We start from the raw sequence: 13,924 nt of genomic DNA on the forward strand, positions 1-13,924 counted from the left end.
GTTTCCCCGCCCGACCGGGCTCCTTCCCGCTCCCGCGCCGGCGCTCGGGGGATTCAAAGGGAACCGCTTCGTAGACTGGAGGGCGTGCCGGCCGAGCAGATCCATCTCGTGCGCCATGGCGAGGTCTTCAACCCCCAGGGCGTGCTCTACGGTCGCCTCCCCGGGTTCGGACTGAGCGACCTCGGTCACGCGATGGCCGAGGCGGCCGCGGTCGACCTCGCGATGCGCAAGCGCGACGTCGCCGCGCTCGTCTCCTCGCCGCTGCAGCGCACCCAGCAGTCCGCTGAGCCGATCGGCAAGGCGTTCTCGCTCGAGCCGACGCTCGACGAGCGCATCATCGAGCCGACGAACCGGTTCGAGGGCAAGCGGATGTCGGGGCGCGACTCGGCCCTGCGCGACGTGCGCAACTGGGCGTTCCTCGTCAACCCGTGGGAGCCGAGCTGGGGCGAGCCGTTCCGCTCGATCGCGGACCGCATGCTCGCCGCGATGACCGACGCCGCGGACTCCGTCGACGGCGGCGACGTGGTGCTCGTCAGTCACCAGCTCCCGATCTGGATGGTGCACCGCCGCGTGGCCGGCAAGTCCCTCGCGCACGACCCGCGCCGTCGCCGCTGCGCGCTCTCGAGCATCACCACGTTCGAGCGGCGCGGCCGCCGCTTCGTCGAGGTCGGGTATCGCGACCCCGCCGCCGGGCTCCAGGAGCAGGCGACCGATGTGGGGGCGGTGTGATGGGCAGCCGCCGGTTCTCCGCCGCGGTGGCGCTCGCCGCGGCATCCGTGCTCGTGCTCGCCGGATGCTCGAGCGACCCGTTGGCCGAGCAGTACCGCGCGGGCGACAACAAGGGCTACATCGCCGGTGACGGCACGATCGCCGAGTTCCCCGCCGACCAGCGCGGCGAGCCGGTCGAGTTCGCGGGCGAGTCCATCGAGGGCGAGCCGATCGACTCGGCCGACCTGACGGGCGAGGTCGTGGTCGTGAACTTCTGGTACGCCGGCTGCGCGCCGTGCCGCGCCGAGGCGCCGCTGCTGCAGCAGGTGCACGAGGAGTTCCACGGCGAGGGCGCCGCGTTCGTCGGCGTGAACGTGCGCGACCAGGCGGCGACCGCGGCATCCTTCGAGCAGAACTACGGCATCACCTACCCGTCGATCATCGACGTGAACGACGGCGCCGTGCAGTACGCGTTCGCGGGCGACGTGCCCCCGTCGGCCGTGCCGACCACGCTCGTGCTCGACGCCGAGGGCCGGGTCGCGGCGCGGATCCTCGGCCAGCTGAAGGACGCGTCGATCCTGTCGACCATCGTCGGCGACCTCGTCGACGAGGCCGCGGCGGCGTAGCGGCGGCGACGGATGGAACTCGGCGAGATCATCTTCAGCGGCCAGCTGCTCGTGGCCGTGCCCATCGCGATCGCGGCGGGCCTCGTGTCGTTCCTGTCGCCGTGCGTGCTGCCGCTCGTGCCCGGGTACCTCGGCTACCTGGGCGGGTTCGCCGAGGCGAGCGCCGAGGTCGACGAGCAGCGCCGCGCGCGTCGTCGCCTGCTGCTCGGGGTGCTGCTGTTCATCGCCGGGTTCACGCTCGTGTTCCTCATCTTCACGACCGCATTCGGGGTGCTCGGGGCGTGGCTGCGGCTGTACTCCGACCTGATCATCCGGGTGCTCGGCGTGGTGCTGGTGGTCATGGGCCTCGTGTTCATCGGGCAGTTCACGTTCCTGCAGCGCACGATCAAGCCGTCGTGGCGTCCGGCGACGGGGCTCGCGGGGGCGCCGCTGCTCGGCATCGTGTTCGGGCTCGGGTGGACGCCGTGCATCGGCCCGACCCTCGCCGTCGTGCTCGCGCTCAGCGCGGATTCCGCGAACCCGGGTCGCGGTGCGCTGCTGGGCCTCGCGTACTGCATCGGCCTCGGCATCCCGTTCGTGCTCGTCGCGTTCGGATTCGGCTGGGCGGCGAACGCGCTCGCGTTCGTGCGGCGCCACATCCGCGCGGTGAACATCGTCGGGGGCGCGCTGCTCATCGTGATCGGCCTGCTGATGGTGTCGGGCCTGTGGACCATCTGGATGTACGACCTGCAGGCGGTGATCAGTGGTTTCGTCCCGGCGATCTGAGGCTGAGCGAGCGGATGCCGCGTCCGCGCGCGACACCGGCGTCGACCCGTTGCGCCCCTCCGACTACGACGACGGCACGACGGGCGCGGACGCGGGCGCCGGCGCGGACGCGGGCGACCCCGGCCGCGCGGCATCCGCTGACCGGAACCGGGGCGACGCCGTCACGGGGCCGAAGCTCGGACCGGTGGGGTGGCTGCGCTTCGCGTGGCGGCAGCTCACGAGCATGCGCACGGCCCTGCTGCTGTTGCTGCTGCTCGCGATCGCGGCGATCCCCGGCTCGCTCGTGCCGCAGCGCTCGAGCGACCCGAACGGCGTCGTGCAGTACTTCGCCGACAACCCCGACCTCGCGCCGGTGCTCGACTCGTTCCAGATGTTCGACGTGTACACGTCGGTCTGGTTCTCGTCGATCTACCTGCTGCTGTTCGTCTCGCTCATCGGCTGCATCGTGCCGCGCACGAAGCACCACTTCCAGGCGCTGCGTGCTCGGCCGCCGAAGACCCCGGCGCGGCTCGATCGGCTGCCGGCGTACGTCGAGCGCCCCCTCGCCTCGTCGGACGCGACGGACGGGGCCCCGACCTCGGAGGTCGCGATCGAGCGCGCCGCCGCCGACCTCAAGCGCGCCGGGTACCGGGTCGAGCGCTACGACGTGCGCGGTGCGCCGTCCGTCTCGGCGGAGCGCGGCTACCTGCGCGAGACCGGCAACCTCGTGTTCCACACCGCGCTCGTCGGCGTGCTCGTCGCCGTCGGCATCGGCGGCGGCTTCGGCTTCTCGGGTCAGCGCGTGATCGTCGAGGGGCAGTCGTTCGTGAACACGCTCGCCGCCTACGACTCGTTCAACCCCGGCCGGTTCTTCGACGACACGTCGCTCACCCCGTACCGGCTCACGCTCGACGAGCTCGAGGCGGTCTACGAGACCGAGAACCGCGACGCGCTCGGGCAGCCGATCGACTTCACGGCGCGTGTGTCGATCACGGGCGACGGCGAGGCGGCGGCCCGCGAGCTCAAGGTCAACGAGCCGCTCTACGAGTACGGCACCGACGTGTACCTGCTCGGCAACGGGTACGCCCCGACGATCACGGTCCGCGACCCCGACGGCGAGGTCGTGTTCACCGACTCGGTGCCGTTCCTCCCGCAGGACGCGAACCTCACCTCGATCGGCGTCGTGAAGGTGCCGGACGGCCTCGACGAGCAGGTCGGCATGGTCGGCTTCTTCTACCCGACGCAGACCACGCTGTCGTCCGGCGCGTTCACGTCGTCGTACCCCGACCTCGTGTATCCGGTGCTGACGCTCAACGTGTTCCAGGGCGACCTCGGCATCAACGAGGGCACCCCGCGGTCGGTGTACCAGCTCGACACGAGCGGCATGGAGCAGCTCACGGGCGGGCAGACCGGCGTCGACTCGATCGAGCTCATGCCGGGCGAGTCCGCCGAGCTGCCGAACGGGCTCGGCACGGTCGAGTTCGAGAACGCGACCCCGGATGCCGCGGACGGCGACTACTCCGAGAGCGTGCCGCGGTTCGCCTCGTTCGACGTGCACCACGACCCGTCGCAGGGCTGGGTGCTGGTGTTCTCGGTGCTGATCCTCGGCGGGCTGCTGCTGTCGCTGTTCGTGCCGCGCCGGCGCATGTGGGTCAAGGCGGTGACCCGAGCGGATGGCTCGACGGTGCTGCAGTACGCGGGCCTCGCCCGCGGCGACGACCCGGGCCTCGAGCGCGCGGTCGAGGAGTTCGCCGACGCGCACGCCGGGAAGGAACCGGTGGCCGAGTAGCGCGCGGCGGAGCCGCACGCGTACCGAGACCCCCCAGCGAACCCGAACATTCTTCGACGTAAGGTAGAACAGTGACGCTCGACGAGATCTCCATCCTCTCCGTGTACTCGGCCATGGCCGTGTACGCGATCGCGTTCATCGCCTACTCGATCGACCTCGCCAAGCGATCGGCGGCGTCCGCCACGGCGGCCGACGCCCAGGTCGCGGCCGCGTCCGGCACGACCTCGAAGGCTGCCGCGACCGCGGCGGCCGGTGGTTCCGTGCAGACCGCGGTGAAGGCGAACGCCCCGGCGAAGGCGGCATCCGCTCGACCGGGTGGCGACGGCGCCGTCGCGTACGGCCGCTCGCCGTCGCTGCGCGTCGCCGTGGCCATGACGGTGATAGCGTGGGCGCTGCACCTCGCCGCGACGGTGCTGCGCGGTATCGCCGCCGAGCGCGTGCCGTGGGCCAACATGTACGAGTTCGCGCTCACGGGCACCCTCGTCATCACGACCGTCTACCTCGTCGTCATCACCTTCTCGCGCACGACCGACCTGCGCTTCCTCGGCACGTTCATCACGGGCCTCGTGCTCGTCTCGCTCGGCGTCGCGACGGTGAACTTCTACGTCAGCGTCGTCCCGCTGCCGCCGGCCCTGCAGTCGTACTGGCTCGTCATCCACGTGTTCGTGGCGACCGCCGCGGTCGGCTTCTTCGCGCTCGGCTTCGCGCTGTCGGTCGTGCAGCTCATGCAGTCGCGTCGCGAGGCGATCGCGGCAACGGCGGATGCCGCGAAGAAGTCGTTCCTCGCGACCCTCCCGAGCGCGGCCTCGCTCGAGAACCTCGCGTACCGCATCAACATCATCGGCTTCATCCTCTGGACCTTCACCCTGATGGCCGGCGCGATCTGGGCCGAGAAGGCCTGGGGCCGCTACTGGGGCTGGGACACCAAGGAGGTGTGGACCTTCATCATCTGGGTGGTCTACGCCGGCTACATCCACGCTCGGGCGACGCGTGGCTGGCGCGGCACCCGCTCGGCCTGGCTCGCGATCATCGGCTTCTCGGCGGTGCTGTTCAACTTCACCGTGGTGAACCTGTTCTTCAAGGGACTGCACGCGTACTCGGGTCTCTGATCCGACCGCCCGGCGGATCCCCGGTCGCCGAGCGCGCGTTCTCGCGATGAGTGCGCGGGCGCCGGCACGCGCGCTCGTCGTCGAATCGCGCACTCGAACGCCTGCGGCACCGGCGGCGGGAGGCCGCGCCCGCGCTGACGCGCAACAGGGCGGCATCGACGCGAGCTCGCGCCGATGCCGCCCCTTCCCGGCTCACGGCGCCGGAAGCCCCGGCCGCCGTGAGGTCTCTCAGCTACACGGGTCACCGGCGGTGACGGTGCCGTTCTGCACCTTCATCGCGCCCGCCCCGATCGCGTAGTCCTTCCCGCCGTTGTTGTCCCACGTGCCGGCGCCGTTGTTGAAGGCCGCGGTGATGCCGGATGCCGCGCCGAGCTCGATGGTCTTCGACTTCCAGCCCGCGCAGGCGTTCGCCATCGCGACGCCCGGCACCGCCGTCCAGGCGCCCGACCCGACGCGGTAGTGGATGTTCGCGGTGCTCCATCCGGTCGCGTAGTACACCGTGGTCGAGGTGGGCTGCGCGGCGCACGGGTTCGTCGCGGTGACGACCCCGTCCTTCACGGCGGCGACGGATCCGGTGAGCGCGTAGTCGCGCCCGCCGTTGTTGTCCCACGCGCCCGCGCCGTTGGTGAAGGCCGCGGTGATGCCCGTCGCCGATCCGAGGTCGATGGTCCTGGACACCCAACCGGTGCAGGCCGCCGCCATCGCTGCGCCGGGCAGGGCGGTCCATGCGCCCGAGCCGACGCGGTGGTGCACGTAGTGGTTCGGCCAGCCCTTCGTGGTCGCGAAGTACACGGTCATCGTCGATCCGGTCGGCGGCGGGGTCGTGCCGGCGCCGCCGGCCTTCGCGCCGACGTGGAGGGCGAGCGCGGTGTCGGCGGCGACGGATGCCGCGAACCGGCCGCTCGAGTCGACCGTGATCGCGCCGCCGGCGCTGCATCCGCTCGCCGTCGGCAGCCCGACGATCACGTTGCAGTAGCGCCCAGCAGGCAGGGACGTCTGCCAGGTGCGGTCGACCGCCGCGGTGCCGCGGTTGATGGCGACGAAGCCCTTGTCGCCGCGACCGAACGCGATCGCCGACGAGCCGTTGTCCCACTTGTTCGTGATCGCGGTGCCGTAGGTGGCCGTGCGGAAGCCGACCATGTTCTCGATGTTCGTCTGGGCATGCTTGCAGGTCCAGCCGTTCTGCCCGCACACGGGATCCACCACGCGTCCGTTGCCCGCGAGCGCCGGTCCGGCGTCCTTGTTCGAGAACTGGTACCCGGAGTGGATCGACGGCGAACCGTAGTTCCACGCGAGCGTGAACACCTGCGCGAGGTCGTACGCCGCGCCGTCGCGGTAGCTCAGCGTCTCGCCGTTGCGCTCGGTGTCGTGGTTGTCGACGAACACCGCGGCGTCCGCGTTCTGCAGGAAGCCGGCCCAGCTCGGACCGATGCCCGCGCCGCTGATGAGCCAGTTCAGGGTGCGGCCGCCGAACGCCTCCTTGAGCTTGCGCGCATACGCGAACTCATGGATGTCGCCGAGGCCCAGGTACTCCTCGGGCTGCACGGGCTCGTTGGCGCGGATGACCTCCTGCACGAGGTAGAGACGCGCCCGGTCGCTGACGCGCGAGAGGATGCCGTTCATGTCGGCCGCCGAGATGTGCTTGACGGCGTCGATCCGGAACCCGTCGACGCCGAGCGAGACGAGGTCGTTGAGGTACGCGGCGATGCGGCCCTGCACGTAGGCCGAGCCGGTGTTCAGGTCGGCGAGGTTCACGAGGTTGCATTCCTGCACCTCCCACCGGTCCTGGTAGTTCGCGATGTCGCGTCGGCACGAGTGGAAGTCCTGCGACTGGTAGATGCCGGGGTACGAGTAGTGCTGGAACGACGAGCCGGCCCAGCCGACGCCGCCCGCGCTGTACCCGCTCATGTGGTTGATGACGGCGTCGGCGATGACCTTCACGCCGGCCGCGTGGCACGTGTCGACCATGGCCTTGAACTCGGCGCGCGTGCCGAGGCGCGACTCGACGCGGTAGCTGACGGGCTGGTAGTGGATCCACCACTGCGGGCCCTGCACGTGCTCCTGCGGCGGCGAGGTCTGCACGTAGCCGTAGCCGGCGGGTCCGAGGTTCTCGGTGCACTCGCGGGCGATGGCGTTCCAGGTGTACGAGAAGAGCACCGCGGTGGCGTCCTTCGGGCCGGGGGCGGCCGCCTCGGCGGGGCCGGCGGGCGCGCCGGGACCGATCGCGGCGAGGCCGGCGAGGACCGCGGCGGCGGTGACCGCGATCAGCGTTCGCAAACGCTTGCGCGGGCCGGGGCGTCGAAGCGTCCCGGAGTCGGGAAGGCCTGTCATGGAGCCGATTCCTTTGCAGTTCTGCGGTTCCAGGCCGGGATCCCTGAGAAGACCGCGCCACTGCCGCGTCGCTGCGGCAGCCGCGTCACGACGACGACTGCCCCCCAAGATAGGCACGAGGTCCGACGAGCGCAAGAGGTGTGTTGCAAGCGTTTGCATTAACCGGGCTGCCGCGATAGCGTCGCACCCAATGTCGTTCAGGCACGTCGTCGTGCCGTGAAATCGGGAGTCGAAGATGACGCATCGAGCGAGCGCTCGCAGCTGGTTGGCATTGGGGGTGACGGGCGCCGTCGCGGCATCCGTGCTCGCCGTCGTTCCCATCGGGGCTGCAGCCGAGGAGGGCGACACGTTCGCACTCGTCGGTTCGCTGCAGAGCGAACTGGGCTGTTCCGAGGACTGGCAGCCGAGCTGCGAGGCCACCGAGCTGCTGCCCACCGACACCGCGGGCCTCTACGCCGCCGAGTTCACCGTCCCGGCGGGCTCGTACGAGTACAAGGTCGCGGCGAACGACTCGTGGGACGCCTCGTGGGGTCTCGACGGGGGCGGCGACAACATCCCGCTCACGGTCGGCGGCGACACCGACGTGCGCGTCGTGTTCGACGACACCCAGAAGCGCGTCGGCCTCGAGCTGCTGAGCACCCGTGGCGCGTACGACGAGCAGGCGGATGCCGCGCTCGCGCTGCCGCCCGTCCGCCAGCCGGGCAGCGCCGAGAACTTCTACTTCGTCATGACCGACCGCTTCGCCAACGGCGACGAGTCGAACGACACCGCCGGCATCGAGGGAGACCGCCTCGCGCACGGCTTCGACCCCACCGACAAGGGCTTTTACCACGGCGGCGACATCCAGGGCATCCGCGATCACCTCGACTACATCGAGGGGCTCGGCACGACCGCCATCTGGTTCACGCCGAGCTTCAAGAACAAGCCCGTGCAGGGCGAGGGTGCGAACGCCAGCGCCGGCTACCACGGCTACTGGATCACCGACTTCACCCAGATCGACCCGCACCTCGGCACGAACGCCGAGCTCGAGGCGCTCATCGACGAGGCGCACGAGCGCGGCATCAAGGTCTACTTCGACATCATCACGAACCACACGGCCGACGTGATCTCGTACGAGGAGGGCCAGTACTCGTACATCGACAAGGCCACGAGCCCGTACCGCGACGCCGACGGCAACGTGTTCGACCCGAGCACCATCGCGGGCAGCGCCGACTTCCCGGCGCTCGACCCCGCCACGAGCTTCCCGTACACGCCGACCGTCGCGCCTGAGGAGGCCGACGTCAAGGTCCCCGCGTGGCTCAACGACCCGACGCTGTACCACAACCGCGGCGACTCGACCTGGTCGGGCGAATCGGTGACGTTCGGCGATTTCGTCGGCCTCGACGACCTCATGACCGAGCACCCGACCGTCGTCGACGGCTTCATCGAGGTGTACCAGGACTGGGTCGACCTCGGCATCGACGGCTTCCGCATAGACACCGCCAAGCACGTGAACTTCGAGTTCTGGGAGGAGTGGTCGACCGAGGTCCTCGAGTACGCCCATGCGCAGGGCAAGCCCGACTTCTTCATGTTCGGCGAGGTCTACGACGCCGACCCGGTGAAGCTCTCGCCGTACGTGCGCAACAGCGACATGAACTCGGTGCTCGACTTCACCTTCCAGTCGCAGGCCGTGTCGTTCGCCGCCGGCAACTCGGCGAAGAACCTGCAGTCGCTGTTCGCCGGTGACGACTACTACACGACGCCCGACTCGTCGGCGACGGCCCTGCCGACCTTCCTCGGCAACCACGACATGGGTCGCATCGGCTACTTCCTCGCGAACTCGGGCGCCACCGCGGTGCAGCGCAACGAGCTCGCGCACGAGCTCATGTACCTCACGCGCGGCCAGCCGGTCGTCTACTACGGCGACGAGCAGGGCTTCGCGGGCACGGGCGGCGACAAGGACGCCCGCCAGACGCTCTTCGCGAGCCAGGTCGACGAGTACGTGAACCAGCCGCTCGTCACCGGCGAGAACGCCGGCAGCGTCGACCGCTACGGCACCGACGCGCCGCTCTACGAGCACATCGCCGGCCTCGCGGAGCTGCGCAAGGCGCACCCGGCGCTCGAGCAGGGCGCGCAGATCGAGCGCTTCGTCGCCGACGGCGCGGGCGTGTACGCCTTCAGCCGCGTCGACCGCGACGAGCAGGTCGAGTACCTGGTCGCCATGAACAACGCCAACGAGGCCAAGACGGTGGAGGTCTCCACCCTCACCGCCGACGGCGCGTTCGAGGTGCTGTACGGCGACGGGCAGGCCCTGACCGCGAACGCCGACGGCGTGGCATCCGTCACCGTGCCGGCGCTCGGCGCCGTGGTGTGGAAGGCCGACCGCGAGGTGACCGCCCCCGAGGCGGCATCCGCCATCGCCGTCGACGTGCCCGTCGCCGGGGCCGGCGTCACGGGCGTCGCACCCGTCTCGGCCGACGTCGCCGACGCCACGTGGCAGGAGACGAGCTTCGCCTGGCGCGTGGCCGGTTCCGACGAGTGGACGCCGCTCGGCACCGCGGAGGACACGACGCCGCGCGTCTACCACGACACCGCGGGCCTCGCGAAGGGCACGCTGGTCGAGTACCGGGCCGTGTCGACGGATGCCGCGGGCAACCGGGCCGCCGCATCGACCTACGCCTCCGTGGGCAACGCCGTGAACCTCGCGGTCGTCGAGGAGCCCGAGACCGACATCGAGTTGGTGACCGTCCCCGGCAGCCACAACTCGGAGATGGGCTGCCCGGGCGACTGGCAGCCCGGCTGCGAGGCCGCGAAGCTCACCAAGCGCGCCGACGGCATCTACGCCGGCACGTTACAGATCCCGGCCGGCACGTACGAGTACAAGGTCGCGATCAACGGCAGCTGGGCGCTGAACTACGGCGCCAACGGCGTGCAGGACGGCGCGAACGCCACCTACACGACGAGCGGCGGCGCGGTCACCTTCTACTGGGACCCGCGCAGCAAGGTGTTCTCGTCCACCGCCGAGGGCCCGATCGTCACGCTGCCCGGCAGCATGCAGTCGGAACTCGGCTGCCCCGGCGACTGGCAGCCCGACTGCATGGTCACCTTCGCGCAGGACGGCGACAAGGACGGCGTCTACGAGTTCTCGACGAACGGCCTGCCGGCCGGCTCCTACGAGCTGAAGGTCGCGCACGGCCTGTCGTGGGATGAGAACTACGGCGTCGACGGCGTCCGCAACGGCGGCAACATCTCGTTCGTCGTCGGCAAGGCCGGCGAGTTCGTCACCTTCCGCTACACGCTCGAGACCCACGTGCTCGAGGTCGTCGTGGCCGACCCGCCGCTCGCGGGCACCGGACAGCAGCGCGCGTACTGGCTCGACGCCGAGACGCTCGCCTGGCCCGCCTCGCTCCTCGGCGGAGCGAACGCGGCGGACCGCGCCTACACGCTCGAGTTCGCCGCCGACGGCGGGCTCGGCACCGCCGACGGCGCGGTGACCGGCGCCGACCGGACGGTCGAGCTCGCCCACGAGCCCGCAGGCATCGGCGCGGAGCTCACCGCGCGGTTCCCGCACCTCGCGAGCTACGTGGCGCTCCGGCCCGTCGGCCTCGACCGCGCGGCGATCGCCGAACTCGTCACGGGCGAGCTCCAGGTGGCGCAGCGCGCCGGCGACGAGCTCACCGCGATGACCGGCGTGCAGCTGCCGGGCGTGCTCGACGACCTCTACGCCCAGGGCGTGGCATCCGCCTCGCTCGGCGCCACGGTCGACGGCGACGCCGCGAGCCTCTCGGTCTGGGCGCCGACCGCGAAGTCGGTGTCGGCCCAGGTCTGGGCCGCCGGCGCGACGGGCGACCCCGAGGTGCTGCCGGCCGAGTTCGACGCCGAGTCCGGCGCGTGGTCGGTCGACGAGGGCATCGAGGCGGGCGACGAGTACCGCTGGCTCGTCGAGGTGTACGCCCCGACCACCGGCAAGGTGGAGCGCAACTCGGTGACCGACCCGTACTCGGTCGCGCTCACCGTGAACTCCGCCCGCACCGTCGTCGTCGACCTCGACGACCCGGCGCTCGCCCCCGAGCTGTGGGCCGAGACGCCCGCACCGGTCGTCGAGCGGCAGGTCGACCGGGCGATCTACGAGCTGCACGTGCGCGACTTCTCGATCACCGATGAGACGGTGCCCGAGGCCGAGCGCGGCACCTACCGGGCGTTCACCCGCAACAGTGCGGGCAGTGCGCAGCTGCGCGAGCTCGCCGCGGCCGGCATCAACACGGTGCACCTGCTGCCCACGTTCGACATCGCGACCATCGAGGAGCGCCGCGACCAGCAGGCGACCCCCGACTGCGACCTCGAGTCGTACGGTCCGGCCTCGGAGGAGCAGCAGGCCTGCATCGAGGCGATCCGCGACCTCGACGGCTTCAACTGGGGCTACGACCCGTACCACTTCCAGGCGCCCGAGGGCTCCTACGCGGTCGACCCCGACGGCGGCGCGCGCGTCGCGGAGTTCCGCGAGATGGTCGGCGCCCTGCACGCCACGGGCATGCAGGTCGTGCTCGACGAGGTGTACAACCACACCGCCGAGTCGGGCCAGGGCCAGAAGTCGGTGCTCGACAAGGTCGTGCCCGGCTACTACCACCGCCTGAACGCGACCGGCGGCGTCGAGACCTCGACGTGCTGCCAGAACGTCGCGACCGAGCACGCCGTCGCCGAGAAGCTCATGGTCGACTCGACCGTGCTCTGGGTGAAGGAGTACAAGGTCGACGGCTTCCGCTTCGACCTGATGGGCCACCACTCCAAGGCGAACCTCCTGGCCGTGCGCGCGGCGCTCGACGAGCTCACGCTCGCCGAGGACGGCGTCGACGGCTCGAAGGTCTTCCTCTACGGCGAGGGCTGGAACTTCGGCGAGGTCGCGAACAACGCGCGGTTCGAGCAGGCCTCCCAGGGCCAGCTCGGCGGCACGGGCATCGCGACGTTCAACGACCGGCTGCGTGACGGCGTGCACGGCGGCAGCCCGGTCGCGGGCGACTCGAAGTACGAGCAGGGCTTCGGCACCGGCCTCGCGGGCGAGCCGAACGGGCTGCCCCAGCGCGACGGCATCCGGAACCTCGGCCAGCAGACCGACCTCGTGAAGATCGGCCTCGCGGGCAACCTTCGCGACTTCCAGTTCACCGGGTACGACGGGGTGCTGAAGTCGGGCGCCGAGGTCGACTACAACGGGTCGCCGGCCGGCTACGCCGACCACCCCGAGGAGGTCATCAACTACGTCGACGCGCACGACAACGAGACGCTGTTCGACCTGGGCGTGCTGAAGCTGCCGCAGGAGACGTCGATGGCCGACCGCATCCGCATGAACACGCTGTCGCTCGCGACCGTGACGTTCTCGCAGAGCCCGTCGTTCTGGCACGCCGGCACCGAGCTGCTCCGCTCGAAGTCGCTCGACCGCAACAGCTACAACTCGGGCGACTGGTTCAACCGGATCGACTGGACCGGCCAGGAGTCGACCTTCGGGTCGGGCCTGCCGATGAAGTCCGACAACGAGGACCACTGGCCGACGATGGCGACGCTGCTCGCCGACCCGGCGCTGAAGCCCGCTCCGGCGGACATCGCCGCCGCCGAGGCCGCCGCGCTCGACCTGCTGCGCGTGCGCGACAGCGTCGACCTGCTCAAGCTGGGCTCGGCCGAGCTCATCACGCAGAAGGTGTCGTTCCCGAACAGCGGTGCGGATGCCACGGACGGGCTCATCGTGATGCTCATCGACGACCTCGTGGGCGACGACGTCGACCCCGAGCTCGAGGGTGCGCTGGTCGTGTTCAACGCTTCCGCCGAGCCGATCACCGAGGCGGTGGACGGACTCGCCGGTCGCGGGTTCGCCCTCGCCCCGGCGCTCGCGAACGGGACCGACGCGGTCGTCAAGCAGACCGCGTGGGAGGCCGCGACCGGCACGCTCACGATCCCGGCCCGCACGGCGGCGGTGCTCGTCGACGACCAGGCCAAGCCCGGCGGCGGCAAGCCCGACAAGCCGGGCAAGCCCGAGAAGCCCGGCAAGCCGGACAAGCCCGGCAAGCCGGACAAGCCCGAGAAGCCGGGCAAGCCGGAGAAGCCGGGCAAGCCGGAGAAGCCCGGCAAGCCCGAGCAGCCCGGCAAGCCCGTCGTCCGCCTGGACGCGGCGTCGGTGCAGACCGGCTCGACCCTGGCCGTGTCCGGGAAGGGCTTCGCGAAGGGCGAGCTCGTGCAGGTGTGGCTGGAGTCGACGCCGACGCTCATGGAGGCGCAGCCCGCCTCCGCGGACGGCACGGTCGAGTTCGAGATCGGCATCCCCGAGGGCACCGAGCTCGGCGACCACCACATCCGGCTGATCGGCGTCGCCTCGGGCACGGAGGCGGTGGCGGAGCTCACGGCGGTGAATTCGCTCGGGCTCACGGGCCTGCAGGCGAGCCTCGCCGGGTTCCTCGCGATCGCGTTGCTCGCGGTCGGCCTGATGCTCGCCGCGCCCCGCGTGCGGCGACTGCGCGGCACGGCCTGACGCGGCCGGGCGGGGCGGGTGTGCGCCGCTCCGCCCGGACGCTCGGCCCGGGGGGCGCGGGGCCCCCCCCCCCCCCCCCCCCCCCCCCCCCCCCCCGCCCCCCCCGCCCCCCCCCCCCCCCCCC

Annotated in this window: 7 protein-coding genes; 6 read left to right on the forward strand and 1 reads right to left on the reverse strand. The window is 71.1% G+C overall.

Annotated elements, in window-relative coordinates:
- Nucleotides 1–84 precede the first annotated feature (84 nt).
- From M1L56_RS02270 to ccsB, 5 genes are all read left to right on the forward strand, one after another.
- The gene (locus M1L56_RS02270) at nt 85–729 is read left to right on the forward strand and encodes a histidine phosphatase family protein (protein ID WP_248597975.1); all 645 of its coding nucleotides are present in this window, start codon (nt 85–87) and stop codon (nt 727–729) included.
- Nucleotides 729–1,334: a TlpA disulfide reductase family protein gene (locus M1L56_RS02275; RefSeq protein WP_248597976.1), complete on the forward strand. Its 606-nt coding sequence runs from the start codon at nt 729–731 to the stop codon at nt 1,332–1,334. The genes M1L56_RS02270 and M1L56_RS02275 overlap by 1 nt, the downstream gene beginning before the upstream one ends.
- Nucleotides 1,335–1,346: 12 nt before the next feature.
- Nucleotides 1,347–2,099 carry a cytochrome c biogenesis CcdA family protein gene (locus M1L56_RS02280; RefSeq protein WP_248597977.1) on the forward strand — a complete coding sequence of 251 codons (753 nt, stop codon included), beginning with the start codon at nt 1,347–1,349 and terminating at the stop codon, nt 2,097–2,099.
- Nucleotides 2,077–3,867 carry a cytochrome c biogenesis protein ResB gene (locus M1L56_RS02285; protein WP_248597978.1) on the forward strand — a complete coding sequence of 597 codons (1,791 nt, stop codon included), beginning with the start codon at nt 2,077–2,079 and terminating at the stop codon, nt 3,865–3,867. Before M1L56_RS02280 ends, M1L56_RS02285 begins: the two co-directional genes overlap by 23 nt.
- 113 nt (nt 3,868–3,980) lie before the next feature.
- Nucleotides 3,981–4,976 carry a c-type cytochrome biogenesis protein CcsB gene (ccsB, locus tag M1L56_RS02290; protein WP_067948322.1) on the forward strand — a complete coding sequence of 332 codons (996 nt, stop codon included), beginning with the start codon at nt 3,981–3,983 and terminating at the stop codon, nt 4,974–4,976.
- A gap of 228 nt (nt 4,977–5,204) precedes the next feature.
- Here ccsB and M1L56_RS02295 read toward each other — a convergent pair whose 3' ends face one another.
- Nucleotides 5,205–7,253, reverse strand: coding sequence for a carbohydrate binding domain-containing protein (locus M1L56_RS02295; RefSeq protein ID WP_248597979.1), 2,049 nt, complete (start codon nt 7,251–7,253; stop codon nt 5,205–5,207).
- A gap of 289 nt (nt 7,254–7,542) precedes the next feature.
- On the opposite strand from M1L56_RS02295, the gene pulA reads away from it, so the two are divergent.
- A complete protein-coding gene (pulA, locus tag M1L56_RS02300) occupies nt 7,543–13,800 on the forward strand; it encodes a pullulanase-type alpha-1,6-glucosidase (protein WP_248597980.1) in 6,258 nt (2,085 codons plus the stop codon).
- The last annotated feature ends 124 nt before the right edge of the window (nt 13,801–13,924 follow it).

Source organism: Agromyces sp. C10 (assembly GCF_023217995.1).
Lineage (GTDB): Bacteria > Actinomycetota > Actinomycetes > Actinomycetales > Microbacteriaceae > Agromyces > Agromyces indicus.